Origin of the sequence: Pseudomonas sp. (assembly GCF_048269965.1) — a bacterium.
Taxonomy (GTDB): Bacteria; Pseudomonadota; Gammaproteobacteria; order Pseudomonadales; family Pseudomonadaceae; genus Aquipseudomonas.
The window spans coordinates 119,009-143,948 of sequence record NZ_JBLWTV010000014.1 but is presented as its reverse complement, the minus strand read 5'-3'; the positions used below and the strand labels follow the sequence as shown (position 1 = coordinate 143,948).

The window sequence follows — 24,940 nt, the reverse complement described above, 5'->3', positions numbered from 1 at the left end:
GGCTAAGCAAGACAGCCGTGAACTGCATCATTGCCCGCAAGCTCCTGCGAATTGCCTTCGCCGTCTGGCGTTCCGGAATACCCTTTGATCGCAATAGGATCGGACAACAGGCTTGCGGCCGAACATAGGATCTACACCATCTTAAAGCGTCTTGGCCATGCGGTTGGCCAGCAGCGCCCAGCCCAGCAACAGGGCGCAGAGAATTGCCAGCGGCCAGATGCGCCATTGCAGATAGGGCGTGAGCCCCTGCATGGGCAGCACTTCGCCGTAGAGCACGCCTTGTTCGAACTGCGGCAAGCCGAACTGGATGCGTCCTTGCGGGTCGATTACCACGGTCATGCCGTTGTTGGTGGCGCGGATCATCCAGCGTCCGGCCTCCAGTGCGCGCATCTGCGCCATCTGCAGGTGCTGCAGCGGGCCGATGGAGGTGCCGAACCAGGTGTCGTTGCTCACCGTGAGGAGGATCTCGCTGTCCGCTGCCAGTGCTGCGGCGAACTCCGGGTAGACCACTTCATAGCAGATAAAGGGCGCGATGCGATGCCCCTTGGCCAGCAGCGGTGGCTGGTCGGCCGGGCCACGGGCGAAGTCGGACATCGGCAGGTCGAAGAAGGCGATCAAGCCGCGCAGCACTTCCTGCAGAGGGACGTATTCGCCGAATGGCACCAGCTTCTGCTTGAGGTAGGTGCCCTGGCCTTCACCAAAGCTGGTGATCGCATTGTAATAACGCAGCTCGCCACGCTCGTTGGACTGGCGCACCGGCACGCCGCTGATCAGTGCACTGTTACGATCACGGGCGAAGCGATCCATCACGCCGATATAGCCCTGGGCCATGTCCTTGAGCACCGGGATCGCCGTTTCCGGCCAGACCAGAATGTCGACCCGCTCGGTGCTGAAACTGAGGTCGCGATACAGCGCCAGCTGCGCGTTGAGGTGGGCCGGGTCCCACTTCAGGTTCTGCTCGACGTTACCCTGCACGGCGGCAACCGTAAGGCTGTTGCCTGCGGCGCGGGTCCAGTGGTGATCCTTAAGCGCCAGGCCGGCGATCCAGGGACTAAGCAACAGGAGCAGGGCGCAGACGTAGCGGGGTTTGTGCTTGCGCAGGCGCTCCAGATTGATGATCAGCGCTGCCGACAGGGCGATGACGAAGGACGAAAGCCACACGCCGCCGACCGGTACCAGGCCGCTCAGCGGGCCGTCGAGCTGGCTGTAGCCGGCATAGAGCCAGGGAAAACCGGTGAGGAACCAACCGCGAAACACTTCCTGTGCGACCCACAGCGCGGCGAACGCCAGCGCGTCCGCCAGTGGTGCTTCGTTGCGGCGTATCCAGCGCGCCCAGAGGGCGCCAGTCAGGGCGAACAACAGGCCCAGGCCGGCGACGAAACCCAGGGTGAGAATGCCGGCCAGTGCCGGTGATGCGGCGCCGTAGTCGTGGATGCTGACATAGACCCAGCTGGTACCGGCGGCGAACAGCCCGAAGCCATAGCTCCAGCCGCGCAGCGCTGCCTGGCCGGGGCGCAGATGGCGCAGGCCGAAATACAACAGGGCAATGGACAGCACGGCCAATGGCCAGAGATCGAAAGGCGCGAGCGCCAGGGTGGTCAGGGCGCCAGCGCCGCAGGCGAGCAGGTGGCCGGGCCAGCCCGGGCGAGTGATCCATTGCAACATGAGCAGATCCTTGGAATCGGGGTGGCACAAGGGTAGGGGCAGGCAGTGGCGGGCGGCAAGTGGTAGGGATGTTCTGAAAAAGCCACTTATCGTCACTCCCGCGAAGGCGGGAGCCCAGGTGATCCGCTGGTTCTGGATGCCCGCCGTTGCGGGCATGACGGCTTTTTCAGTGCTTCCCTGGCCCGGATACCCGCCGTCAGCGGCTGACTGGGGTCAGGCGCAGCAGGTGGATGCGCCGGCTGTCGGCATTGAGCACGCGGAAGCGGAACTCGCCGATCTCGGTGACTTCGTTGCGCTTGGGCAGGTGGCCAAAGGCACTCATCACCAGGCCACCGACGGTGTCGTACTCGTCGTCGGAGAACTGGCTGTCGAAGGTTTCGTTGAAGCTGTCGATGGGCGTCAGCGCCTTGATCAGGTAGTCGCCGGAGGGCAGCGGCTTGATGTAGCCGTCTTCCTCGACATCGTGCTCGTCTTCGATGTCGCCGACGATCTGCTCGAGTACGTCCTCGATGGTCACCAGGCCGGCAACACCGCCGTATTCGTCGATGACCACGGCCATGTGGTTGTGGTTGGCGCGGAACTCGCGCAGCAGCACGTTCAGGCGCTTGGACTCGGGCACGAAGGTGGCCGGGCGCAGCAGGTCCTTGATGTTGAAGTTGGGTTGTTCACCCTGCAGGATCAGCGGCAGCAGATCCTTGGCCAGGAGAATGCCGATGACGTCGTCGAGGCTCTCGCCGATCACCGGGTAGCGCGAGTGCGCCGCGTCGATGATGGCGGGCAGGAACTCGCGTGGCGTCTGGCTGGCCTTGATGCTGATCATCTGCGAGCGCGGCACCATGATGTCGCGTACCTGCAGGTCGGCGACCTGAATGGCGCCTTCGACGATGGCCAGTGCTTCGCTGTCGAGCAGCTTGTTCTGGTGGGCTTCGCGCAGGACTTCCAGCAGTTCCTGGCGGTTTCTCGGCTCATGAGCAAAAGCCTGGGTCAGCTTGTTGAACCAGGACTTCTGCTCGTTGCTCGATCGGTCTTCGCTCATGGCGTTTTACTCGGGGTCCTTGTCAGGAGGGGGTTCGTCGTCCGCATACGGGTCGGGATGACCCAGTTCGGCGAGCAATTGTCGTTCCAGTTCTTCCATCTCGAGGGCTTCGTCTTCCTCGATGTGGTCATAGCCCAGCAGGTGCAGGCAGCCGTGGATCACCAGGTGTGCCCAGTGCGCCTCGGGCGTCTTGCCTTGCTCGGCGGCCTCGCGCTCGACCACCGGCACGCAGATCACCAGGTCGCCCAGCAGCGGAATGTCGAGGATTCCATCGGGAATCTCGGCCGGGAAGGACAGTACGTTGGTGGCGTAGTCCCTGTGCCGCCACGTGTGGTTCAGCTCGCGGCCCTCGGCCTCGTCGACCAGGCGGATGGTCAACTCGGAATCGGCCGTGCGCTGGCGCAGGGCCAGTTCGCACCAGCGGCGCAGCTGTGCTTCGTCCGGGTGCTGGCCGTCAGTGGCCAGTTGCAGGTCGAGTTCAAGCATCGTGGCTGTCGGCCTTGCCGTGCAGGCGCGCGTCGTGGCGCTCGTAGGCTTCGACGATGCGCTGCACCAGCGGGTGACGCACTACGTCCTTGGGCTTGAAGTGGGTGAAGCTGATGCCGGGCACGTCACGCAGTACCTCGATGACGTGCGCCAGGCCGCTCTTGGTGCCGCGCGGCAGGTCGACCTGGGTGATGTCGCCGGTGATCACGGCGGTGGAGCCGAAACCGATACGGGTGAGGAACATCTTCATCTGCTCGACGGTGGTGTTCTGACTCTCGTCGAGAATGATGAAGCTGTTGTTAAGGGTGCGGCCGCGCATGTAGGCCAGTGGCGCGATCTCGATCACCTGCTTTTCGATCAGCTTGGCCACGTATTCGAAACCGAGCATCTCGTACAGCGCGTCGTACAGCGGGCGCAGGTAAGGGTCGATCTTCTGCGCCAGGTCGCCGGGCAGGAAACCGAGCTTCTCGCCGGCCTCGACCGCCGGGCGCACCAGCAGGATGCGTCGCACCTGTTCACGCTCCAGGGCGTCCACCGCGCAGGCTACGGCCAGGTAGGTCTTGCCGGTACCGGCTGGGCCGATGCCGAAGTTGATGTCGTTGTCGAGGATCGCCTTGACGTAGCGCTGCTGGTTGGCGCCGCGTGGCTTGATCACGCCCTTCTTGGTGCGCAGGGTGACCTGCGGCAGGTTGCTGGGGGTGACCAGTTCCTCGACGCCGGATTCCTGCAGGTACAGGTGCACCAGGTCGGGCGACAGCTCGGTGGCTTTGGTTTCGCGGTACAGCTTGCGCAGCAGGGTTTCGGCGGCCTGGGTCTTTTCGACGGCGCCGAGCATCTCGAACTGGTTGCCACGGTTGCGGATTTCCAGGCCGAGGCGCTCTTCGATCAGGCGCAGATGCTCGTCGAACTGGCCGCAGAGATTGGCGAAACGGCGGGCCTCGAAAGGTTCGAGGGTGAAACGATGAGGTTCTAGAGAGGCGTTCAAGGTGATGGTGTGATCGTCACTTGTCTGGGTATGGAAAGGCAGCATAACGCCGGTCGCCCACAACGCAAAGTGTGGGCAATTACGGCTTTAGTTGAGGGTGCTGGCATCGAGCAGGGTGCCGCGCAGGGAGTGGGGCAGGGCGTCGTCGATGTGCACGTCGACGAACTGGCCGATCAGGCGCGGATTGTCGCAACGGAAATTGACGATGCGGTTCTGCTCGGTGCGGCCCTGGAGCATGCCCGGGTCTTTCTTCGAGTAGTCGCTGACCAGGATGCGTTGCACCGTGCCGACCATGCGTCGGCTGTTCTCGAAGCCGTTCTGGTTGATGCGGTGCTGCAGCAGGGCCAGGCGCTGTTTCTTCACCTCGTCCGGGGTGTCGTCGACCAGGTCGGCGGCCGGTGTGCCGGGGCGCGAGCTGTAGATGAAGGAGAAGGAGAAGTCGAAACCGACGTCCTCGATCAGCTTCATGGTCTGCTCGAAGTCCTTCTCGGTCTCGCCGGGGAAGCCGACGATGAAGTCCGAGCTGATCAGGATGTCCGGCACGGCAGCGCGCAGCTTGCGGATGCGCGACTTGTATTCCAGGGCGGTGTGGTTGCGCTTCATCGCCGCGAGGATACGGTCGGAGCCGGACTGCACCGGCAGATGCAGGTATTTCACCAACTGCGGGATCTCGGCGTGGGCCTGGATGATCGCGTCGGAGAACTCCAGCGGGTGGCTGGTGGTGTAGCGGATGCGCTCGATGCCGTCGAGCGCCGCCACGGCATGCAGTAGTTCGGCGAAGTCCGCGATACGGCCGTCCGGCGTTTCGCCACGGTAACCATTGACGTTCTGCCCGAGCAGGGTGATTTCCTTCACGCCTTTCTCGGTGAGGGAGGTGATTTCCATCAGCACGTCGACCAGCGGTCGGCTGACTTCCTCGCCACGGGTATAGGGCACCACGCAGAAGGTGCAGTACTTGCTGCAGCCTTCCATCACCGAAACGAAGGCGCTGGGGCCGTCGACGCGCGGTTCGGGCAGGCGGTCGAATTTCTCGATCTCGGGGAAGCTGATGTCGACCTGCGCGGTCTTGGTCAGGCGCGCGGCGTCGATCATCTCCGGCAGGCGGTGCAGGGTCTGCGGGCCGAACACCACGTCGACATAGGGCGCGCGATCGCGGATCGCCGCGCCTTCCTGGCTGGCCACGCAGCCGCCGACGCCGATCACCAGGTCCGGGTTGGCCTGCTTCAGCTCGCGCCAGCGGCCGAGCTGGGAGAACACCTTGTCCTGCGCTTTCTCACGGATCGAGCAGGTATTGAGCAGGATCACGTCGGCGTCTTCGGGTTTTTCCGTGACCTCCAGGGCCTGATGCTCGCCCAGCAGGTCGACCATGCGCGAGCTGTCGTACTCGTTCATCTGGCAACCGTGGGTTTCGATATAGAGCTTCTTGGTCATGGCACTGTCTGAGGTGGTTAAAAAATGACCGCGCATTATAGGCCTGTGCCAAAGGGGATGCTACCGCTCAGTTCCCGTGGCCCGGATGCAATCCGAGGCCTTGCGTCGTCCGCCCCGGATTGCATCCGGGCTACGCATGCGGCGCTGTGCTATCCTGCGCGCCCCCGTTTTTCCTCACTCCGAGTCTTCATGAGCAAGCGCGATCCCATCTACAAGGTGATTTTCCTCAACCAGGGCCAGGTGTACGAGATGTACGCCAAGCAGATCTATCAGAGCGATCTGTGGGGCTTCCTGGAGGTTGAGGAGTTCGTCTTCGGCGAGCGCAGCCAACTGGTGGTCGACCCCAGCGAGGAGAAGCTCAAGGCGCAGTTCGAGGGAGTGGTACGCAGCTTCGTGCCGATGCACGCGATCATTCGCATCGACGAGGTAGAGCGCCTGGGCACGGCGAAGATCAGCGAGGCCAAGGGCGGCGGCAATGTGATGCCGTTCCCCATGCCGATGCCGGACAAGTAAGCACAAGCCCCAGGCTATAGCTAGGTAGGATGGGCTTCAGCCCACCAGCTTTATTGCGATGCCACTTGGTGGGCTGAAGCGGAACGCCGCCCGGCCCACCAAGCGGGGTCAGGGCAGCGGCGCGAAGGGCGAACGGCCTTCGGCGGTCTGCAGCTCGAGCAGGTAGCTGCGGAAAATCTGTCCCAGCACCTGGCTGGCGATTTCCAGTTCATCGCGGCGCATCTGCGCCGATACCAGATCAGCGCTGTCCATGGCTTCGTCCGAGCCATTGACCGATGCCATCTTCAAGACGATGTAGGCCTGCACGTTGTTGGCAGGTACGCCTTCGCCACGGAAGAACATGGTGCCCAGGCGCAGCTGGGCTTCTGCATGACCCTGCAGTGAGGCGCGTTCGAACCAGGTCAGGGCCTGCTTGAGATCGCGTGGGGTGCGTTTGCCGTCGTAATAGTACTCACCCAGCTCATAAGCGGCCTGCATGTTGCCGGTGCGTGCCATTTCCTGGCAGCTTGCCAGGGCATCGGGCATTTCTTCGGGGGAGGCGTTCAGCGCGCAGCTGCCGCTGGCGGGGATCAGCAGGGAATTGCCGCCTGCAAACGCAAACAGCGGGAGGAAAAGCAACAGGCAGCCCAGTGACAGGGTGCGGCCGGTGCGGTTCATCTGGATAACGGGACCTCGGCAGTTCAGGTCGGGTGACGTGCCCGGTCGGCGCAGAACGTGCCGACCGTCGCATTATGGAATAACCGCGGGCTTGTTACAAAGGCTTTACCCGGTCTGTCGTTTCGCACTTCCCGGCAGGCTCAGCAGCAGCCAGGCCAGCAGCGGATAAGCCGGCGCCAGCAGCACGTGGAACAGGTCGATGCGGCGCAGTGGCCCGATCACGCCTTCGGTGCCGACTGCCAGGCCGGCCAGCAGGAACAGGCTCACCACCACGGCTGCACTGATCACTGGCGCGCGGCGTGGCCATTGGACTGCGCCGGCATAGAGGATCAGTACCAGCGTGGCCAGGTTCAGCGCCAGGCGGTAGTCCTCCAGGTAGCCAAGCTGGCGGAACAGCTCGAAGAAGGCGCACAGCCCGAGCAGGATGCGCCCCCAGTTCGGCCGGCTCCAGGCCCAGCCACGGCCCAGCGCCAATGCAGCAGCGCCCAGCAGTGGCAGGCCGAGAAAGCTGCTGGCCTGGGAGAGCCACAGGTGCGCAGGCTGCCAGCTTGGATCGAAACCGTAGCGAATCACCCCGACGCTGGCCGCTGCGGCCGGCAACAGGAAGCCGAGCAGGGCGCAGAACAGCGCCGGCTGGTCGCCCTCGCCGTAGCGCCCGCGTGCCCGACCGATAATCCAGACGCAGGCGGCGCAGGCCAGTGCCAGTAACGCATCGCTGAAGGCAGTGCTGTATTGCATCAGGCTTTTTTCAGCTCGGCGAAGGCGCGCTCGGCGGCAGCGAAGGTGATTTCCAGTTCCTTGTCGCCGTGGGCAATGGAGGTGAAGCCCGCTTCGAAGGCGCTCGGGGCCAGGTATACGCCGCCGTCCAGCATCAGGTGGAAGAAACGGTTGAAGCGTGCGCTGTCGCTGGCCATCACGTCGGCGAAGGTGACGATGTCGTCGGCGCCGCTGAAGTACAGGCCGAACATGGCACCTGCCTGGGTGGTGACGAAGGGAATGCCGGCGGCATCGGCGCGCTCCTGCAGGCCGGTGAGCATGCGCGAGGTGTAGTCGGTCAGCTCGGTGTGGAAGCCCGGACGGCTGATCAGCTTCAGCGTGGTCAGGCCGGCGGCCATGGCCAGCGGGTTGCCCGACAGGGTGCCGGCCTGGTAGACCGGGCCGAGCGGGGCGATGCATTCCATGATCGCGCGCTTGCCGCCGAAACAGCCCACCGGCATGCCGCCGCCGATGATCTTGCCGAAGGTGGTCAGGTCCGGGGTGATGCCGTAATGCGCCTGGGCGCCGCCGAGGGCGACACGGAAACCGGTCATCACTTCGTCGAAGATCAGTACCACGCCGTGCTTGTCGCACTGCTCGCGCAGGCCTTCGAGGAAGCCCGGCGCCGGCGGCACGCAGTTCATGTTGCCGGCCACGGGCTCGACGATGATGCACGCGACTTCCTGGCCCACCTGCGCCAGGCACTCGGCCACGGCGTCGATGTCGTTGAACGGCAGGGTCAGGGTGTGCTTGGCGAAAGCCGCCGGCACGCCCGCGGAGTTCGGCACGCCCTGGGTCAGTGCGCCGGAGCCGGCCTTGACCAGCAGGCTGTCGGAGTGACCGTGGTAGCAGCCCTCGAACTTGATGATGCTGTCGCGGCCGGTATAGCCACGGGCCAGGCGGATGGCGCTCATGGTCGCCTCGGTGCCGGAACTGACCATGCGCACCATCTCCATCGACGGCACCAGGCTGCACACCAGCTCGGCCATCTCGGTTTCCAGCGCGGTCGGCGCGCCGTAGGACAGGCCGTGCTGCAGCTGGCGACGCACCGAGTCGAGCACGTCCGGGTGGCTGTGGCCGAGGATCATCGGGCCCCAGGAGCCGACGTAATCGACGTAGCGCTTGTCGTCTTCGTCCACGACATAGGCGCCTTCGGCGTGCTTGAAGAACAGCGGTGTGCCGCCGACGCTGCGGAAGGCGCGCACCGGCGAGTTGACGCCGCCGGGGATGTGTTTCTGGGCATTGGCGAAGAGGATTTCGGAACGGGACATGGCAGGTCTCTCTGGAAACGAATCAGACGAACAGCGCGGCAAAGGCGCGGGCGCGGTCTTCCACCTCGGTGGCGGAGTCCGCAGCGAACAGGGCGTGGATCACGGCGACCATGCTGGCGCCACGGGCGATCAGGCCGGGCGCGGTGCCCAGGGTCACGCCGCCGATGGCGACGATGGGCTGGGCAAAACGCGCACGCGCCTCGTCCAGCAGCTCCATGGTGGCAGCCGGAGCGCCGGGTTTGGTGTTGGAATTGAAGAAGCGGCCGAAGGCGATGTAACTGACGCCTTCGCTGGCGGCGCGCTCGGCCAGCTCCAGCTGGGCATGGCAGGTGCCGCCGATCACGACATCCGCGCCGAGGCGGGCGCGGGCGGTGGCCAGCGAGCCGTCGCTCTGGCCCAGGTGCAGGCCGACGCCCAGGCGGGCCGCCAGCTCCAGGTCGTCATTGATGATCAGTATGGCGCCGTGGCGCTGGCACAGTTCGGCCAGGGCCTGGGCTTCGTCGAAGCGGCGTGCGGCGTCGCCCGACTTGTCGCGGTATTGCAGCAGACGTGCGCCGCCGACCAGCGCCGCTTCGGCGTAGGGCAGCAGCTTGCCGCCGGCCAGCAGTGGGGTGTCGGTGATGGCGTAAAGGCCGCGCAGCGCCGCAGTCATTGGGCGAAGTCCAGCGGCAGGCGGCGCGGCACGTACTGGCCGTGGCCGGGTTGTTCGGCGTCACGCAGGGTGCGCCAGGTGTAATCCAGCGCGCTCTTCACGGCGCTGACCAGTTCCTCGCCCAGCGCCAGGCGGCCGGCCAGGGTGCTGGCCAGGGTGCAGCCGGAACCGTGGTAGCTGCCCGGCAGGCGCGCGCAGGTGAAGGTATGACGGCTGCCGTCGCGGCAGTACAGGCGGTTGTGCACTTCGGCTTCGTCGCCATGGCCGCCGGTGATCAGCAGGTGCTCGATGAACGGCAGCAGCTTCTCGGCGCACTCGTCGGCGCTGCCTTGCGGCAGTTCGGCGAGGATGCGCGCTTCCGGCAGGTTCGGTGTGGCGATGGTGGACACGGCGAACAGCCGTTCGCGCATGGCGTAGCCGACGTCGTCCTTGCCCAGCGAGCCACCGCCGCCTGCGCGCAGCACCGGGTCGCAGACCAGCGGTACGTCCGGCAACTGGCTCATCACCTCGAGTACGGTATCGATCATGTCCACCGAGCCAAGCATGCCCAGCTTGACGGCGGCCACCGGCATGTCGGCGATCACCGCGCGGGCCTGGGCCAGCACCCAGTCGCGGTCGAGCACGCGGAAGTCGGAGACGTTGACAGTATCCTGCACGGTCAGGGCGGTCACCGTCGGGGCGGCGTGGCAACCTTGAGCCAGCAGGGCTTCGATATCGGCCTGCAGGCCGGCACCACCGCTGGGGTCGTGACCGGACATGCAGAGCACTACGGGGCGGGAGTTTGGCGTTTTCATGGTGCGCGAGCTTATCACTAACAGGTCGTCAGTCGCTGCATGCCATGCCGGTTGCTAGCCTTTCTGATTCTCGTGCGTATTGGCCTTAGCCGGTCTGGAAATGGCATCATGCGCGGCCCTGCCGCCTTGCCCGATTATCCCCAATGACGCTGCGTACCTGCCTGATCATGATGACCGCCCTGGCGGTGATCACCGATAACCTGATCATTCCTTTTTATCCGCAGTATTTCGCCGAGCGTTTCGACAATCCGCCGGAGCAGCATGTCGGCCTCTATCTGGCGGTGGTCAGCCTGGTGGTGATGGCGGTGTTCCCGCTCTGGGCGCGGCTGGCCAAGCGCGTGCACCCGGTGCGCATCCTGATCAGCGCGCAGCTGATGGCCGGCAGCCTGACCGCTGCCTGCTATTTCATCGATTCGCTGCCGCTGTTCTGGGTGGTGTCGCTGCTGATGGTGGTGTTCAAGGGCAGCTACCTGCTGATGTACCCCTACGTGATGAGCCTGCAGCAACAGGACAGCCACACCCAGACCATCGGCACGCTGTCGGTGGTGGTGCACTTCGGCGCGATTCTCGGTGCCGCGCTGGGTGGCCTGATTCTGCAGATCATGAACATCGGCGACGTGTTCCTGGTGATGGCCGCCGGCGACTTCATCCAGATGGCCATCTGCATGCATCTGGTGCGCGGCTACCTGCCGGCACCGGGTGAGCAGCCGGCGAGCGACGAGGCGCCGGTGAAGAACGAGTCGCGCAGCCTGCCGGCGATCTACCGTCTGTGCCTGGTGATGCTGCTGTTCTATTTCGTCGGTTACGTCACGCGTCCGTTCTTTGCCGTCTATTGGCAACAGGTGGCGCACTGGAACAGCGAGATGGCGGCCGGCTTCGTCTATGCGCTGCCCGGCGCCGTGGCGGTGCTGGCGCTGTGGTGGGGGCGCCGCGCGACGAAACAGGGCAACACCCGCGATGGCATTCTTGCCGGTTTGCTGCTGGGCGCGGCGGCCACCTTCATCCAGGGGTTCGGCGATCAGTGGCTGATTCTGCTCGGCCGCGTGCTGTTTGGCTGGGCGCTGTATCAGGTCACCGTGCGCCTCGATGCCTTGCTGTTCGAGCTCAGTTCGCCAGAGCACTACGCCGTGGACTTCAGCAAGATCAACATCTTTCAGTGCCTGGGTAACATGGGCTCGGCCTATGGCGCGGGGCTGCTGGTCAGCCATTACGGCCAGGCCATGCCGTTCTGGGTCGGTGCGGTCGGCCTGCTGCTGACCGCCGCGCTGTTCCCGTTGCTGGTGCGCAAGCCCGGGCCGGCCTGAGTCTTGAGTGGCGAATGATAATTTGATGCAGGTGCGTATCGATGATTAAATTCGCCCTCCGCACTGCCGCCGTCGTCCGGGTTCGCCGTGATGCAAGACCTCCACCACCTGCTCGATGTCATTTTCCGTAGCCTGCCCGGGCATTCCGGCCAGCGCCGGGAACCGATTGGCCTGCCCAGGGAGCTGGCCCAGGCATGCTGAACCTGCGTGATATCGAAGTACGCCGCGGCGAGCGGCTGACGCTGGCGCTGGACGAACTGCATCTGGACGGTGATCGCTTCACCGTGATCCTCGGCCACAACGGCTCGGGCAAGTCGACGCTGATGAACCTGCTGGCGCGGCAGCTGCAGCCGACCCGAGGTTCGCTGCAGCTGGACGGGCGTGCCCTGGCCGGTTTTTCCGCCCGTGACTTTGCCCGGCGCGTGGCCTTTCTGCCGCAGCATCTGCCCGATGTCGCCGGCCTGACCGTGCGTGAACTGGTGCGCCTGGGGCGCTTTCCCTGGCGTGGGTTGCTCGGTCGCTGGCGTACCGAGGATCACACGGCCGTCGACCAGGCGCTGGCCCAGACCGATGTCGCCCACTACGCCGATCAACTGGCCGACAGCCTCTCCGGCGGCGAGCGCCAGCGCGCCTGGATCGCCATGCTGCTGGCCCAGCAATCGCCGCTGCTTTTGCTCGACGAGCCGACCTCGGCGCTGGACCTGGCCCACCAGTACGAGTTGATGGGCCTGCTGCGCCAGCTCAATCGCGACAGCGGGCGTGGCATCGTCGCCATCCTCCACGACATCAACCTCACCGCGCGGCATGCCGACCGGGTGATCGCCCTCAAGCAGGGGCGGATCTTCTTCGACGGCAGCCCGGACGAGCTGCTCAGTGGAGCGTTGCTCAGCCAGCTCTACGACATCGATATCGAACTGATCGAGCAGCCCGGCAGCGCCCGCAAGATCGCCGTGGTGGCCTGAGCATGACGGCTGTTTCGGCGCCGTCCCGCCACCTTCTGACGCTGCTCGCGCTGCTGCCCCTGGCCTTGCTGCATCTGTGGCTGGCGGCCGATCTTGATCCGTTCGAACTCTGGGCGATGCTTGATTCTGCCGAGCACGGCTTCGCGTTTCTCCAACTGCAATTGTCAGCGCTGCCCAGGCTGAGCATGGCGCTGCTGACGGGCGCTGCACTGGGTTTGTCCGGCAGCCTGCTGCAGCAGATCACGCAGAATCGCCTGGTGTCGCCCATGACCATCGGCGCCTCGTCCGGGGCCTGGCTCGGGCTGGTCCTGGCCACCTTGCTGGTGCCGGCCTTCGCCGCCAATCACGGGCAGTGGGCGGCGCTGGTCGGCGCGCTGGCAGCGGTCTGCCTGGTGCTGCTGATTGCCGGGCGCAGCGGCATCGGCGGGCTGCCGCTGGTGCTGGGCGGCATGGCCATGAACCTGCTGCTCGGTGCGTTGGCCGCCGGGCTGGTGCTGATCAACAACCAGTACACCCAGGGCTTGTTCGTCTGGGGCGCGGGTGATCTGGCGCAGATCGACTGGCATTGGGTGCAGTGGCTGTGGCCCAAGCTGTTGCTGGCGGTGCCGCTGCTGATCCTCGCGCCGCGCCCGTTGAGCCTGCTGCAGCTCGGCAGTGATGCCGCACAGGCCCGTGGCCTGGCGCTGTGGCCGGTGATGCTGGTGCTGTTTCTGGCGGCGCTGTGGCTGTGCGCGGTGTCGATCACGGCGGTCGGCCTCATCGGTTTCATCGGCCTGCTCACACCGAACATGGCGAAGATGCTCGGCGCCCGCACGGCGCGTGACGAGCTTTTCTACAGCGCGCTGCTTGGCGCCTTGCTGCTGCTCGGCACTGACACCCTGGCGCTGCTGGCCAATCGAGTCAGCGGTCAGTTGGTGCCCAGTGGCGCCGCAGCAGCGTTGATCGGTGCGCCGGTGCTGTTGTGGCTGGCGCGGCGACACCTGGCGGCGGAAGACCCGCGTGGCCTGCAGTTGCCGCGCGGCGCCGAGCGTTTCAGCTGGCGCAGTGCGCTGTGGGTGGCGGCCCTCGCCCTGCTGGCGTTGAGCGTTGCGCTGGGGCTGGCGCGCGGTGTCGACGGCTGGCGTCTGCAGTGGCCGTCGGCGCTGGTCTGGTCGCTACGCTGGCCGCGTGTGCTCACCGCAGCTGCAGCTGGCGCCGGTTTGGCGATTTCCGGTCTGCTGCTGCAGCGCCTGCTGCGTAACCCGCTGGCCAGCCCGGATATCCTCGGTCTTTCTGCGGGTGCCACCTTGGCGGTGATGCTGGCGCTGATCGCCTTCGGTGGCGCGGTGTTCGGCGCGGTCGCACCGCTGGCGGCCTTCGTCGGTAGCCTGGCGGTGCTGGCGGTATTGATGCTGCTGGGGCGGCGCCATCACTACTCACCGGCGTTGATGGCGCTGTTGGGGATTTCCCTTGGCGCGCTGCTCAACGCTGCCTTGCAGTTCGTGTTGGCCAAGGGGACCGGGGACTCGTTCGCGTTGCTCGGCTGGCTGGCCGGCTCCACCTATCGCGCCACACCCGCGCAGGCGTTGTGGCTGACATTTGGCGTGCTGCTGTTTGGCGCCCTGGCGCTGCTGTTTCAGCGCGCGCTGACGCTGATCGGCATCGGCGACGGAGTAGCCGCCAGCCGTGGCCTGAACGTGCCGCGCTTACGGCTGGCGCTGCTGGTGCTGGTGGCACTGCTGTGTGCGCTGGTCACCAGTCTGCTCGGGCCGGTGGCGTTCCTGGGGCTCTTGGCCCCGCATATCGCGGTGATGCTTGGCGCGCGTCGGGTGATGCCGCAACTGCTGCTGGCGGCCTCGTTGGGCGCGGTGCTGATGCTGCTGGCGGACTGGGTCGGCCGCACCCTGATCTTCCCGCTGCAGATTCCGGTGGGCATCGTTGCCTCGGTGTTATGTGGCGGTTACTTCGTCTTCCTGCTGATTCGCGGGCGGCTGACATGAGCCGTTGGCTGCTCGGTGCGCTGCTGCTGTGGCTGACTCCGGTATGGGCCGGCGAGGCACCACGGGTGGCGGCGCTGAGCTGGGAGGCCACCGAGCACCTGCTGATGCTCGACGTGACGCCGCTGACCGTGGCCGATGCTGATGACTATCGCGCCTGGGTGGTGCGGCCGACGCTGCCTGAAGGCGTGCCGTCGGCCGGCTCGCGTCTGGAGCCCAACCTCGAGTTGCTGGCCGAGTTGCAGCCCGACCTGATCGTCATTGCGCCGTTGCTGGAAGACATTCGTCCGTTGCTCGAACGTATCGCACCGGTGCAGGTGTATCAGGGTTTCAGCCAGGAGCATGACAATCAGCAGGTGCAGCGCGAGGCGTTTCTCGATCTGGCGCGCTCGCTGGGACGCGAGGCGCTGGCCGAGCAACGCCTGCAGGCGATGGACGCCGAACTGGCGCAGTTGCGTGAGCGGCTACGGGCCCATTACCGGGAGCGTTTGCCGGCGGTCACGGTGATTCGCTTCTCGTCGCCGACGGCCGCCTTCATCAATGGCCCCAACTCCATGCCGCAGCATGCGCTGGCGCTGCTCGGCCTGCAGCCGGCCATGGACCTGGCACCGAGCCCCTGGGGCATCACTCAGGTACCGATCACCGCACTCGGTCGCATCGAAAAAGGCGTCGTGCTGCATATCGAACCCTTCGCTCAGGAGGCGCAGTTGTTCGCCTCGCCACTGTGGCAGGCGATGCCCTTCGTGCGCGAGCAGCGCTTCGCCGCGATGCCTTCGACCTGGACCTATGGCGGCGTGTTTTCCCTGCAGTATCTGGCCGAAGCCATGGCTGACGCGCTGCTTAAACTACCGTCTGAATCTGGAAAAGCGCCCCAACAGTCCCTAGAGTAGGGCGATTCGAATATAAGTCTGCCGTGCGTGACGGTGCCATCTGATGGGCTAATGGGGGCCTGGGCGCCGTTCGACAGGGTTCTGGAGTCGTATGTACCGGCTGCTCCTGCTCATCGTGAGCTTCGTTTTTCCCTCGCTCGTGGGCGCCGTTACCTTCGACGAACAGACGCGTGCACTGCCGCTGGGGCAGAGCATGTACGTGTTCGAGGACGTACGTGGCGACGCCAGCATCGACGATGTTGCCTCGCCGGCCGTGCAAGGCAGTTTCCGCCTGCATGACAAGCCCGTGCTCAATGCCGGCTATTCGCGTTCGGTGTTCTGGCTGCGACTGGATCTGCACTATCTGCCGCAGCAGGCGACGGGCCCGCGCAACTGGTTGCTGGAGCTGGCCTACCCGCCGCTCGATCATCTGGAGCTGTATCTGCCGAGCGAAGCGGGCGGCTTCGCCTTGGCTCAACGTACCGGTGATGCCTTGCCCTTCGACAGCCGGCAGATCCGGCAGAACAACTACCTCTTTGAATTGAACCTCGAGCCGAACCAGGAAAAGCGCATTTATCTGCGCCTGGAAAGCCAGGGTTCGATCCAGGCGCCGCTGACCCTGTGGGCGCCCAATGCCTACCTGGAAGAGCAGCCCGCGCGTATCTACGTGCTCGGCATCATCTACGGTGTGTTGCTGGTGATGCTGGTCTACAACCTGTTCATCTTCCTCAGCGTGCGCGACACCAGCTACCTTTATTACATTCTCTACATCGCCTCGTTCGGCCTGTATCAGGTTTCGGTCAACGGTGCCGGCATCGAGTATTTCTGGCCCAACCGTCCCTGGTGGGCCAACGCCGCGACCCCCTTCCTGATCGGTTCGGCCGCCTTGTTCGGCTGCCAGTTCGCTCGTAGCTTCCTGCACACCTCCGAGCACAGTCCCTGGGTCGACCGCCTGTTGTTGCTGCTCATGGCCTGTGGTGCCGTGGTGATGATCCTGGCGCTGAGCGTCAGCTATGCGACCGCGTTGCGCCTGGCCACCTACCTTGCGCTGCTGTTCACCGTGGTGATCTTCGCCGCCGGGGTACTGGCCTGGCTGCGCGGCATGCGCGTGGCGCGCTACTTCATCTTCGCCTGGACCGCCTTTCTCGTCGGCGGCCTGGTCAACACGCTGATGGTGCTGGGCTACCTGCCCAACGTTTTTCTCAGCATGTACGCCAGCCAGATCGGCTCGGCGCTGGAGGTGGGCCTGCTGTCGCTGGCACTGGCCGACCGCATCAATGCAATGAAGGAAGAGCGTACGCGCATTCTCCAGGAGGCCGGGCGCAAGCTCGAAACGCTGAACCAGGAACTGGCCGACAGCAACCGCTTCAAGGACGAATTCCTCGCCACCGTCACCCATGAACTGCGTACGCCGATGAACGGGGTGATCGGCTCACTGGAGCTGATGCAGACGGTGAAGATGGACATCGAGCTGGAGCAGTACCAGAAGACCGCAGCCGCATCCGCGCGCGACATGATGCGCATGGTCAACGACATCCTCGCGCTCACCGAGCTGCAGGCCGGCAAACTCTATCCGCGACGTGAAACGTTCAGCCTGCGCGGGCTGTTCGATGGCCTGCGTGCCCAGTATGCGGCGCGTGCCGAAGACAAGGGGCTGACGTTCGCCCTGGAGTTGGACGACAACCTGCCCGATACCCTGGAAGGGGACGCGACCAAGCTGGCGCAGGCGCTGGGGTATCTGCTGGACAACGCCATCAAGTTCACCAGCGAGGGCGGTGTGGCCCTGCAGGTCGGCCGTGCCGGCAGCGTGGGCAGCAACCTGCCACTGACTGTGGTGGTCAGCGACAGTGGTATCGGCTTCGCCCATGAGGGCGATCTGTATCAGCGTTTTCACCAGCTCGACGGTTCAATGACCCGCAAGTACGGCGGGTTGGGCATTGGCCTGGCGATCTGTCGGCAACTGGTCGATCTGCTGGGTGGCAGCCTCAGTCACGAGTCTCAGTCGGGGCAGGGCAGTCGTTTTCGCCTCGACGTGCCGCTGACTCTGCCGCTGCAACCACAGGCCAGCGATGTACGCCCGGCACGGCCGCGGGGTGGCGCGCTGCAGCGCCAGGCACAGCAATGCACGGTACTGATCGTCGAGGACAATGCGATCAACCAGCTGGTGACCCGCGGCATGTTGCTCAAGCTCGGCTACCGCGTGCGCACCGCCGACAACGGTGCCGAGGCGCTGGAGTTGCTGCGCGGCGAGACGGTCGATGCGGTGCTGCTCGACTGCCAGATGCCGGTGATGGACGGTTTTGCCACCTGCCGCGCATTGCGCGCGCTGCCGGGCTGCGCGGAGCTGCCGGTGCTGGCGATCACCGCGCACAGCCACAGCGGTGATCGCGAACGCTGCCTGGCGGCGGGCATGAGCGATTACCTGGCCAAGCCGGTGAAGTTCGACGAGTTGCGCGTGCTGCTGCATGACTGGGTGCTGTGCCGCCCGGCGACGGTTTCCGGTGGCGCCGCTCCGGCCTGACGACTTCTTCGTCGGGCGTGATGGAGCCGCTCCGCCCTGTAGGCGCTGGCTTGCCGGCGATGCTTTGCTCCGGTGTGATCGAGACCCGCCAGCCAGCAGACTCCTGCACGTGCCGCTTTGCACGGCCACCTCATTCCCGGTTCGGCGGCAGATTTGGCCGTATCGTCCCTTTAGCCATGGTCTGAATCCTGATTCACTGAACGCAGATGAATCAGGATTCAGACCATGGCTTACCGCACCAGCGAAGCTCGACTCGACCGCGATCAGGCACAGCGCCAGCGCATTCTCGACTGCGCCTTGCTGCGCGTTGCCGAGGGCGGTTTCGCCGCGCTGACCATGCAGGCGCTGGCCGACGATGTCGGCATCGCCACCGGCAGCCTGTATCGCCACTTTCGCAGCAAGGGTGAACTGGCCGCCGAAGTCTTCGCCAGCGCCAGTCAGCGTGAGGTGGATGCCCTGGCCGCCGCCTTGCGCGGGCCGGGCCGACCCAGTGAGCGCCTGCGCCTCGGCCTCGAGCAGTTCGCTGCCCGCGCCTGGCATAGCCGCCGCCTGGCCTTTGCGCTGATCGCCGAGCCGGTCGACCCCGAAGTCGACGAGCAGCGCCTGCTCTATCGCGAAGCCTACGCCGAACTGTTCAGTGACCTGCTGGAGGAGGGCGCCGCTGCCGGCGAGTTTCGAATCGAGCCGATCGGCCTGATGGCGGCCTGCCTGGTCGGCGCCATTGCCGAAGCGCTGGTCGGGCCGCTGTCGCCACCTGCTCGCGCCGCTCGCGAAGCGGGCCAACCCACTCTGGAGCTGGCGCAGGTCAGCGCCGCCCTTGCCACCTTCTGCCTGCGCGCCGTCGGCGCCGAGGAGTCCACGCGATGAAACCCAGTCTGCATGCCGAAACCCACGAGGTGTTCAACCAGGTGCCAAGCCTGGACGGCGCCAATCTCTATCGCCTCGACCTGCCGTTGCAGGAGTGGATTCGCCGCTACGACGGCGCCTGGGCGGATGAACGCTTGAGCGCTTATGGCGCCCTGGCAGGCGGTGCCCTGATGCAGGCCGGCTTTCTCGCCAACGAGAACAAACCGGTGTTCAAGAGCCACGACCGCTACGGCAACCGTATCGATCTGGTGGAGTTTCACCCGGCCTACCACGAACTGATGCGCACGGCGGTGGAGCACGGCCTGCCGTCGCTGCCCTGGACAGATCCGCGCGCCGGCGCTCATGTCGCCCGCGCCGGGCTGACCTACATGCACAGCCAGGCCGAAGCGGCCAGCGGCTGCCCGCTGACCATGACCTTCGCCGCCGTGCCGGCCATTCGCCTGCAGCCCAACGTGGCCGAGCAATGGCTGCCGAAGATCCTCGCCAGTCAGTACGACCCGCGCAACCTGCCGATGGAGCAGAAGGCCGGCGTCACCATCGGCATGGCCATGACCGAGAAGCAGGGCGGCACCGATGTGCGCGCGAATACCACGCGGGCCTATCCCATCGGTCTTGGCGGGCCGGGACAGGGCTATGAACTGGTGGGGCACAAATGGTTCTGCTCGGCGCCGATGTGCGACGCCTTTCTCACCCTGGCGTACACCGACAAGGGTCTGTCGTGCTTCCTGCTGCCGCGTCACCGGCCGGATGGCACGCGCAACGCGTTCTACATCCAGCGCCTGAAGAACAAGCTGGGCAACTGGGCCAACGCCTCCAGCGAGGTGGAATATCGCGGTGCCTTCGCCTGGATGCTCGGCGAGGAAGGACGTGGCGTGCCGACCATCATCGAGATGGTGGCCATGACCCGCTTCGATTGCATGGTCGGCTCCAGCAGCCTGATGCGCCAGGCGCTGACCCAGGCCGCGCACCACTGCGCACACCGCCAGGTCGGCGGCAAGCTGCTCGCCGACCAGCCGCTGATGCAGAACGTGCTGGCCGACCTGGCGCTGGAGAGCGAAGCCGCGCTGGCGCTGTGCATGCGCATGGGCCGTGCGCTCGATAACCCGCATGACGCGCAGGAAGACAAGTTCGCCCGCCTGGTCACTGCGGTGGGCAAGTACTGGATCTGCAAGCGCGCGCCGGAAATGATCTATGAGGCCAGTGAATGCATGGGCGGCGCGGGCTACGTCGAGGACACCATCATGCCGCGCCTGTATCGTGAAGCGCCGGTCAACTCGATCTGGGAAGGCTCGGGCAACGTGCAATGCCTGGACGTGCTGCGCGCCTTGTCCAAGGAGCCCGGCGTGCTCGACGCGTTGTTCGCCGAGCTGGGTGATGGCCACGGTGATGTTCGCCTGAAGGCGCATATCCAGCGGCTGAAGGCCGATTTTGCCGATACCTCCGACATCCAGTACCGCGCCCGCCAGCTCACCGAAGACATGGCCGTCGCGTTGCAGGCCAAGCTGCTGCTGGAGGCGGGCAATGCCACCGTCTCCGATGCCTTCATCGCCAGCCGCCTGGAAGGCCGCGGCCGCGTCTACGGTACCCTGCCGCGCGGTGTCGACGTCGAGGCGCTGCTGGCGCGCAGCACGCCCCACCTGGTCTGAGCGAGGGCCGAGGGTGGATTGCCCGGCGCGCTGTTTTTTGGCCGGGCAGGCGAGTAGTCTTGCGGCCGATGGTTCTGCGTGCACGCCTGTGGCGCGGATGAAAAGGGAACAGGGTGCGGCGAATCTCGCCAATGCCCTGGCTGCCCCCGCAACTGTAAGCGGCGAACGATGCCCTGATGCCACTGACTTCGGTCGGGAAGGCGGGCGAAGTGCCAAGCCGTGAGCCAGGAGACCTGCCATCGACAACGGGCGTTTCGCCCACTCCCTCATCCGAATCGTCGCGCGGTGGGCGCGGCAAAGGAACTCGCATGCATATCGAACCGGACGTCGTCGAAGGCGCCAAGATCCTGCTCAGCCACGCAACGGCCGTCACTGCCTTCGGCCTGACCGCCAAACTCGCTCTGGACAGCGTACGCAACAACGGTGGTGTCGCCGCGCTGGCGCTCCGCGGCCTGCTGACCAGCGCCCTGGTGTTCTGTTTCTTCGAGGTGTTCCCGCATCATGCGGTGGGTGTTTCCGAGGTGCACCTGATCCTCGGTTCGACCCTGCTCCTGCTGTTCGGTGCCGGTGCTGCGGCCATCGGCCTGGCGGCAGGTCTGCTGCTGCAGGGGCTGCTGTTCGCCCAGTTCGACCTGCCGCAGTACGGCATGAACGTCACCACGCTGTTGATCCCACTGTGGGGCATCAGCCTGCTGGCCAAGCGCATCGTCGCGCCGGGCACCGCCTACGTCGACCTTTCCTACAAGCAGGCGCTGGCGCTTTCGACCGCTTATCAGGGCGGCATCGTCGCCTGGGTAGCGTTCTGGGCCTTCTACGGCCACGGTTTCTCCAGCGAAAACCTGGCGGCCGTGGGCAGCTTCGGCCTGGCCTACATGAGCGTGATCCTGATCGAGCCGCTGATCGACCTGGGCGTGCTGGCCGCTGCCAAGGCGCTGTCGCGTTTCAGTCAGGGGCCGCTGTTCAACGTGCGTCTGCACCAGCCGGCCTGAGTCCGTCGATCTGACGGTCATGCGGCAAGAAGCGTCCTGGATGATGAAAGCCTGTGCTGCCTGCCTGCCCTCATCCGGCGCTTCGCGCCACCTTCTCCCGGAGGGAGAAGAACACTAAGGAAGGCGTCGCTGCGCGACTTTCGCGCTAATGGCGGCGCTGCCAGATCATCTTGCCGGTATTGCTTTCGGTGACCAGGTACGGGTCGCTGAAGCGGTAATAGGCGGCGGGGCGATAGTCGGCGGCGCCTGTCAGGCGCACCATCAGCATGCCGTCCTGGCTGCGCCAGTGGCCGCTGTACTGCACCTCGCCGGGGCTGTCGTAATTCCAGTCGCTGCCGCCACCGACCGAACGAGTCCACTGGGTGACGCTGCCATCGGCGTTCAGTTGCAGGGTCATCAGGGTGTTGAACGAGGCGAAGTCGGCGCCACCGCTGTTGATGATCTTCTCGTGTACCCAGGTGCCGACAAGCGCCGGGTCCCGAGCGCCGGCAGCGGACGGTGTCGCCGCTGTTGCTGCCGCTTCGCGCTGAAACAGAGCCTGGCGCTCCAGCACTTCGCCGTTGCGTGGATCGCGTGCGGCGATGCTGGTGTTGAGCATGGCATTGGCATAGGTGGCGTTCATGTTGGCCAGTAGCAGTCCGGTCTGCGGGTCGCTGATTTCGGCACGCAGCAGCTTGCCGTCGTAGCGGCCTTTGACGATCAGACGCAGGCGCTGGCTCTCCACGTACTCGCCTTCCACCACGGCGCCGCTCTGACGCAGGATCAGTTCGCTCGGCTGGCCGTCGAGGGTTGCTCGGTAATGACCGTCGAGTTCACCGGCCTGAATGCTTGAGCATGAGGCGATGGCCAGCAGCAGAGCGATTGCACGAGGCATTGCGGTGACCTCTGACGAATTTATCCAAGCCTAGCCGTTGGCAGCGACAGGCGGGGGATCGCGCTATGTTTTCGTCACCGTATGCAGGCAAGATAGGGGCGTACGTTCAGTCAGGAAGATGCACTGTGAAAGCCTGCTCAGATGATTTCATCATTGCCCACACCCCCGAAGAGGCGGTCGACCGTCTCGCCGCCTTGCACCAGGAAGCCACCGGTGCGTTGAGCCAGGCGCTCAAGCGTTACCTCAAGGAGCGCATCCGCCCCGATGCCAGCGAGCACTGCCTGTTCCGTTATCCCGAGTTGCGCCTGACCTACCTGTGCCAGGGCGAGGTGCCGACCACCGTGCGCGCCTACGCCAAGGTGCAGGTGCCGGGCACCTATGCAATCACCGTGACCCAGCCGGCGGCCTTCCGCAAATACCTGCTGGAGCAGCTGAGCCCGCTGATGAACGACTTCACCCTGCGTGTGGAAGTCGGCCGCAGCCAGCAGAACATTCCCTACCCCTACGTGGTCGAGGGTGGCGATGAGCTGGCTGGCAGTGGCGTGACCGCCGCAGAACTGGCACGGGTATTCCCCAGCACCGACCTGTCCGCCGCCACCGACGGCACCGCCGATGGTCTGTACGACTGGGAGAACATCGACCCGCTGCCGCTGGCGCTGTTCGACGCGGCGCGCACCGACTTCTCCCTCAAGCGCATCCAGCACTACACCGGTAGCGACTGGCGCCACGTGCAGCCATGGATCCTGCTGACCAACTACCACCGCTACGTCGACCAGTTCATCCGCCACGGCCTGGACATGCTGGTGGGCGACTCGCGCTTCACCCGCATGGTGTTGCCGGGCAATGTGGTGATCGAGCGCGGCATGGCCGAAGGCGAGATGCAGGCGATCATCGAGAATGTGGTCTGGCACCGCTACCAGATGCCGGCCTACCACCTGCAGGCCGAAGACGGTCACGGCATCACCCTGGTCAACATCGGTGTTGGCCCATCCAACGCCAAGAACATCACCGACCACCTGGCCGTGCTGCGCCCGCATTGCTGGCTGATGATCGGCCACTGCGGCGGCCTGCGTCAGTCGCAGACCATCGGCGACTACGTGCTGGCCCACGCCTACATGCGCCGCGACGGCATTCTCGACCGCGTGCTGCCGCCGCATATCCCGCTGCCGGCGTTGGCCGAGGTACAGCAGGCGCTACAGGAAGCCGCCAAGCTGGTGACCGGCGAGCAGGGCGACGAGCTGAAGAAGCGCTTGCGCACCGGCACCGTGCTGACCTACGACGACCGCAACTGGGAACTGCGCTGGGCCCAGGAGCGGCCGTTGATCAACCTGTCGCGCGCCGTGGCGGTGGACATGGAAAGCGGCACCATCGCCGCGCAAGGCTATCGCCTGCGGGTGCCTTACGGCACGTTGCTGTGCGTGTCGGACAAACCCCTGCACAGCGAGATCAAGCTGCCCGGCGCGGCTGGCGCCTTCTACGAACGCGCCGTGACCCAGCACCTGCATATCGGTATCGCGGCGCTGGAGCTGATGCGCAGCCAGCTCAACTCGCTGCACTCGCGCAAGCTGCGCAGTTTCGACGAGCCGCCGTTCCGCTGAAGGCTTGAGCGCGGCCAGCAGGCTGCTGTCGCGCTCAGGCATCTGTTTGTCAGCGGTGTGCACAGCGCACCCTACGCCATTCAGCCACCGTTGGTCGGGGGAACTCAGGCCGCGACCGGCGCCTCGTCACGCAGCAGTTCTGCCAGCGCCGCGCGGTCGATGTTGGCGCCGCTGAGCACCACGGCCACGCGCTGGCCGGCATTGAGCTCGCGCTCCTGCATCAGGGCGGCGAGAGCAGCGGCGCCGGCGCCTTCGGCGAGGTTGTGGGTGTCCTCGTGATAAGTGCGGATGGCGGTGCGGATTTCCTCGTCGCCGACCCGCACGATGCGCGCGGCGCCGGCGCGGATCATGTCCAGCGCCAGTTGCTGCGGCTGGCGGCAGGCCATGCCGTCGGCCAGGGTGTCGGCGCGGTCGGTCTGCACCAGGCAGCCCTGCTCGAAGCTCTGCGCATAGGCGTCGGCGCCGCTGGCGACCACGCCGACGATCTCGGTGTCGAGGCCAAGCAGGTCGCGGGTGCGGATCATCGCGCAGATGCCCGAGCCGAGGCCGATGGGCACGTACACCCGGCGCAGGTTCGGCACCGCCTCCAGCAGTTCCAGTGCATAAGTGGCCACGCCACGCACCAGGTCCTCATGCAATGAAGGCACCCAGTGCAGGTCGTCGCGTTCGGCCAGGCGCGCGGCCTCGGCGCGGGCTTCGTCGAAATCGCGACCATGCTCGATCACCTCGGCACCGAGAGCGCGCATTGCCGCGTTCTTCTCGCGGGCGTTGCCATGCGGCACCAGGATGCGGATCGCCAGACCGGCCGCGCGCGCAGCCAGCGCCAGGCTCTGGCCGTGGTTGCCACGGGTGGCGGTGACCAGCCCGCGCACCTGCGGCTCGCGGCGCAGCAGGGCGTCGATATAGACCAGCCCGCCGCGCACCTTGAAGGCGGCGGTGGGCGCGTGGTTCTCGTGCTTGACCCAGACCTCGCAACCCAGGCGCTGGGCCAGCAGTGGCCAGGCCAGTTGCGGTGTGGACGCCATGTGGCGGTGAACCAGTTCAGCGCTCTGGCGCAGTTGGGCAAGGTCGAACATGACGGGCACTCC

At 65.6% G+C, this 24,940-nt stretch carries 22 protein-coding genes and 1 riboswitch; of the genes, 10 read left to right on the top strand and 12 right to left on the bottom strand.

Annotated features, from left to right (window positions below; genetic code table 11):
- Positions 1 to 141 precede the first annotated feature (141 nt).
- The 5 genes from lnt to miaB form a co-directional block, all read right to left on the bottom strand.
- Entirely contained in the window at positions 142 to 1,665 is a 1,524-nt protein-coding gene (lnt, locus tag ACN0X6_RS16930; protein ID WP_417705687.1) for an apolipoprotein N-acyltransferase, read from the bottom strand.
- A gap of 196 nt (positions 1,666 to 1,861) precedes the next feature.
- Positions 1,862 to 2,701, bottom strand: a complete 840-nt coding sequence (locus tag ACN0X6_RS16925; RefSeq protein WP_072424410.1) for an HlyC/CorC family transporter — start codon at positions 2,699 to 2,701, stop codon at positions 1,862 to 1,864.
- A gap of 6 nt (positions 2,702 to 2,707) precedes the next feature.
- Positions 2,708 to 3,187 carry an rRNA maturation RNase YbeY gene (gene ybeY, locus ACN0X6_RS16920; protein WP_417705685.1) on the bottom strand — a complete coding sequence of 160 codons (480 nt, stop codon included), beginning with the start codon at positions 3,185 to 3,187 and terminating at the stop codon, positions 2,708 to 2,710.
- Positions 3,180 to 4,172 carry a PhoH family protein gene (locus ACN0X6_RS16915; RefSeq protein ID WP_417705695.1) on the bottom strand — a complete coding sequence of 331 codons (993 nt, stop codon included), beginning with the start codon at positions 4,170 to 4,172 and terminating at the stop codon, positions 3,180 to 3,182. The genes ybeY and ACN0X6_RS16915 overlap by 8 nt, the downstream gene beginning before the upstream one ends.
- Positions 4,173 to 4,259: 87 nt before the next feature.
- Positions 4,260 to 5,603 carry a tRNA (N6-isopentenyl adenosine(37)-C2)-methylthiotransferase MiaB gene (gene miaB / locus ACN0X6_RS16910; RefSeq protein WP_417705683.1) on the bottom strand — a complete coding sequence of 448 codons (1,344 nt, stop codon included), beginning with the start codon at positions 5,601 to 5,603 and terminating at the stop codon, positions 4,260 to 4,262.
- A gap of 189 nt (positions 5,604 to 5,792) precedes the next feature.
- Between miaB and ACN0X6_RS16905 the strand changes: the two genes are divergently transcribed.
- Entirely contained in the window at positions 5,793 to 6,116 is a 324-nt protein-coding gene (locus tag ACN0X6_RS16905; RefSeq protein ID WP_013717157.1) for a DUF1820 family protein, read from the top strand.
- A 108-nt stretch (positions 6,117 to 6,224) separates the two neighbouring features.
- Here the strand turns inward: ACN0X6_RS16905 and ACN0X6_RS16900 are convergent, their stop codons facing one another.
- From ACN0X6_RS16900 to ACN0X6_RS16880, 5 genes are all read right to left on the bottom strand, one after another.
- Positions 6,225 to 6,773, bottom strand: coding sequence for a tetratricopeptide repeat protein (locus tag ACN0X6_RS16900; RefSeq protein WP_160017128.1), 549 nt, complete (start codon positions 6,771 to 6,773; stop codon positions 6,225 to 6,227).
- A 105-nt stretch (positions 6,774 to 6,878) separates the two neighbouring features.
- Positions 6,879 to 7,511 carry a DUF6962 family protein gene (locus ACN0X6_RS16895; RefSeq protein WP_417705680.1) on the bottom strand — a complete coding sequence of 211 codons (633 nt, stop codon included), beginning with the start codon at positions 7,509 to 7,511 and terminating at the stop codon, positions 6,879 to 6,881.
- Positions 7,511 to 8,800, bottom strand: a complete 1,290-nt coding sequence (gene hemL, locus ACN0X6_RS16890; RefSeq protein WP_417705678.1) for a glutamate-1-semialdehyde 2,1-aminomutase — start codon at positions 8,798 to 8,800, stop codon at positions 7,511 to 7,513. The genes ACN0X6_RS16895 and hemL overlap by 1 nt, the downstream gene beginning before the upstream one ends.
- 22 nt (positions 8,801 to 8,822) lie before the next feature.
- Positions 8,823 to 9,452: a thiamine phosphate synthase gene (gene thiE, locus ACN0X6_RS16885; RefSeq protein ID WP_417705676.1), complete on the bottom strand. Its 630-nt coding sequence runs from the start codon at positions 9,450 to 9,452 to the stop codon at positions 8,823 to 8,825.
- On the bottom strand, positions 9,449 to 10,246 hold the full coding sequence (locus ACN0X6_RS16880) for a hydroxymethylpyrimidine/phosphomethylpyrimidine kinase (RefSeq protein ID WP_417705674.1): 798 nt from the start codon (positions 10,244 to 10,246) through the stop codon (positions 9,449 to 9,451). Before ACN0X6_RS16880 ends, thiE begins: the two co-directional genes overlap by 4 nt.
- Before the next feature lie 143 nt (positions 10,247 to 10,389).
- Here ACN0X6_RS16880 and ACN0X6_RS16875 point away from each other — a divergent pair, with 143 nt between their 5' ends.
- From ACN0X6_RS16875 to ACN0X6_RS16840, 8 genes are all read left to right on the top strand, one after another.
- A complete protein-coding gene (locus tag ACN0X6_RS16875; RefSeq protein WP_417705672.1) occupies positions 10,390 to 11,550 on the top strand; it encodes an MFS transporter in 1,161 nt (386 codons plus the stop codon).
- 194 nt (positions 11,551 to 11,744) lie between these two features.
- On the top strand, positions 11,745 to 12,512 hold the full coding sequence (locus ACN0X6_RS16870) for an ABC transporter ATP-binding protein (RefSeq protein WP_417705670.1): 768 nt from the start codon (positions 11,745 to 11,747) through the stop codon (positions 12,510 to 12,512).
- Between the two features lie 2 nt (positions 12,513 to 12,514).
- Positions 12,515 to 14,491, top strand: coding sequence for a Fe(3+)-hydroxamate ABC transporter permease FhuB (gene fhuB, locus ACN0X6_RS16865; RefSeq protein WP_417705668.1), 1,977 nt, complete (start codon positions 12,515 to 12,517; stop codon positions 14,489 to 14,491).
- The gene (locus ACN0X6_RS16860; RefSeq protein WP_417705666.1) at positions 14,488 to 15,378 is read left to right on the top strand and encodes an ABC transporter substrate-binding protein; all 891 of its coding nucleotides are present in this window, start codon (positions 14,488 to 14,490) and stop codon (positions 15,376 to 15,378) included. Before fhuB ends, ACN0X6_RS16860 begins: the two co-directional genes overlap by 4 nt.
- Before the next feature lie 91 nt (positions 15,379 to 15,469).
- Positions 15,470 to 17,878: a 7TM diverse intracellular signaling domain-containing protein gene (locus tag ACN0X6_RS16855; RefSeq protein ID WP_417705664.1), complete on the top strand. Its 2,409-nt coding sequence runs from the start codon at positions 15,470 to 15,472 to the stop codon at positions 17,876 to 17,878.
- A 225-nt stretch (positions 17,879 to 18,103) separates the two neighbouring features.
- A complete protein-coding gene (locus ACN0X6_RS16850) occupies positions 18,104 to 18,745 on the top strand; it encodes a TetR/AcrR family transcriptional regulator (RefSeq protein ID WP_417705662.1) in 642 nt (213 codons plus the stop codon).
- Positions 18,742 to 20,391, top strand: a complete 1,650-nt coding sequence (locus ACN0X6_RS16845) for an acyl-CoA dehydrogenase family protein (protein ID WP_417705660.1) — start codon at positions 18,742 to 18,744, stop codon at positions 20,389 to 20,391. The genes ACN0X6_RS16850 and ACN0X6_RS16845 overlap by 4 nt, the downstream gene beginning before the upstream one ends.
- A 52-nt stretch (positions 20,392 to 20,443) precedes the next feature.
- Positions 20,444 to 20,647: riboswitch (cobalamin riboswitch) on the top strand.
- A gap of 52 nt (positions 20,648 to 20,699) precedes the next feature.
- Positions 20,700 to 21,380, top strand: a complete 681-nt coding sequence (locus ACN0X6_RS16840) for an energy-coupling factor ABC transporter permease (protein ID WP_417705658.1) — start codon at positions 20,700 to 20,702, stop codon at positions 21,378 to 21,380.
- Between the two features lie 145 nt (positions 21,381 to 21,525).
- Here the strand turns inward: ACN0X6_RS16840 and ACN0X6_RS16835 are convergent, their stop codons facing one another.
- The gene (locus ACN0X6_RS16835; RefSeq protein ID WP_417705656.1) at positions 21,526 to 22,254 is read right to left on the bottom strand and encodes a hypothetical protein; all 729 of its coding nucleotides are present in this window, start codon (positions 22,252 to 22,254) and stop codon (positions 21,526 to 21,528) included.
- A 65-nt stretch (positions 22,255 to 22,319) separates the two neighbouring features.
- On the opposite strand from ACN0X6_RS16835, the gene amn reads away from it, so the two are divergent.
- Complete coding sequence (gene amn / locus ACN0X6_RS16830; protein WP_178094595.1) at positions 22,320 to 23,852, top strand: AMP nucleosidase; 1,533 nt, start codon at positions 22,320 to 22,322, stop codon at positions 23,850 to 23,852.
- 104 nt (positions 23,853 to 23,956) lie between these two features.
- Here amn and ACN0X6_RS16825 read toward each other — a convergent pair whose 3' ends face one another.
- Positions 23,957 to 24,928 (bottom strand): threonine dehydratase, encoded by a 972-nt coding sequence (locus ACN0X6_RS16825; RefSeq protein WP_417705654.1) that lies wholly within the window; start codon positions 24,926 to 24,928, stop codon positions 23,957 to 23,959.
- Between the last annotated feature and the right edge of the window lie 12 nt (positions 24,929 to 24,940).

Bases quoted from the DNA above. Each gene is read 5' to 3' on its own strand.
- lnt (WP_417705687.1), bottom strand. From the start codon at position 1,665: ATGTTGCAATGGATCACTCGCCCGGGCTGGCCCGGCCACCTGCTCGCC.
- ACN0X6_RS16925 (WP_072424410.1), bottom strand. From the start codon at position 2,701: ATGAGCGAAGACCGATCGAGCAACGAGCAGAAGTCCTGGTTCAACAAG.
- ybeY (WP_417705685.1), bottom strand. From the start codon at position 3,187: ATGCTTGAACTCGACCTGCAACTGGCCACTGACGGCCAGCACCCGGAC.
- miaB (WP_417705683.1), bottom strand. From the start codon at position 5,603: ATGACCAAGAAGCTCTATATCGAAACCCACGGTTGCCAGATGAACGAG.
- ACN0X6_RS16905 (WP_013717157.1), top strand. From the start codon at position 5,793: ATGAGCAAGCGCGATCCCATCTACAAGGTGATTTTCCTCAACCAGGGC.
- ACN0X6_RS16900 (WP_160017128.1), bottom strand. From the start codon at position 6,773: ATGAACCGCACCGGCCGCACCCTGTCACTGGGCTGCCTGTTGCTTTTC.
- ACN0X6_RS16895 (WP_417705680.1), bottom strand. From the start codon at position 7,511: ATGCAATACAGCACTGCCTTCAGCGATGCGTTACTGGCACTGGCCTGC.
- hemL (WP_417705678.1), bottom strand. From the start codon at position 8,800: ATGTCCCGTTCCGAAATCCTCTTCGCCAATGCCCAGAAACACATCCCC.
- thiE (WP_417705676.1), bottom strand. From the start codon at position 9,452: ATGACTGCGGCGCTGCGCGGCCTTTACGCCATCACCGACACCCCACTG.
- ACN0X6_RS16880 (WP_417705674.1), bottom strand. From the start codon at position 10,246: ATGAAAACGCCAAACTCCCGCCCCGTAGTGCTCTGCATGTCCGGTCAC.
- ACN0X6_RS16875 (WP_417705672.1), top strand. From the start codon at position 10,390: ATGACGCTGCGTACCTGCCTGATCATGATGACCGCCCTGGCGGTGATC.
- ACN0X6_RS16870 (WP_417705670.1), top strand. From the start codon at position 11,745: ATGCTGAACCTGCGTGATATCGAAGTACGCCGCGGCGAGCGGCTGACG.
- fhuB (WP_417705668.1), top strand. From the start codon at position 12,515: ATGACGGCTGTTTCGGCGCCGTCCCGCCACCTTCTGACGCTGCTCGCG.
- ACN0X6_RS16860 (WP_417705666.1), top strand. From the start codon at position 14,488: ATGAGCCGTTGGCTGCTCGGTGCGCTGCTGCTGTGGCTGACTCCGGTA.
- ACN0X6_RS16855 (WP_417705664.1), top strand. From the start codon at position 15,470: ATGTACCGGCTGCTCCTGCTCATCGTGAGCTTCGTTTTTCCCTCGCTC.
- ACN0X6_RS16850 (WP_417705662.1), top strand. From the start codon at position 18,104: ATGGCTTACCGCACCAGCGAAGCTCGACTCGACCGCGATCAGGCACAG.
- ACN0X6_RS16845 (WP_417705660.1), top strand. From the start codon at position 18,742: ATGAAACCCAGTCTGCATGCCGAAACCCACGAGGTGTTCAACCAGGTG.
- ACN0X6_RS16840 (WP_417705658.1), top strand. From the start codon at position 20,700: ATGCATATCGAACCGGACGTCGTCGAAGGCGCCAAGATCCTGCTCAGC.
- ACN0X6_RS16835 (WP_417705656.1), bottom strand. From the start codon at position 22,254: ATGCCTCGTGCAATCGCTCTGCTGCTGGCCATCGCCTCATGCTCAAGC.
- amn (WP_178094595.1), top strand. From the start codon at position 22,320: ATGTTTTCGTCACCGTATGCAGGCAAGATAGGGGCGTACGTTCAGTCA.
- ACN0X6_RS16825 (WP_417705654.1), bottom strand. From the start codon at position 24,928: ATGTTCGACCTTGCCCAACTGCGCCAGAGCGCTGAACTGGTTCACCGC.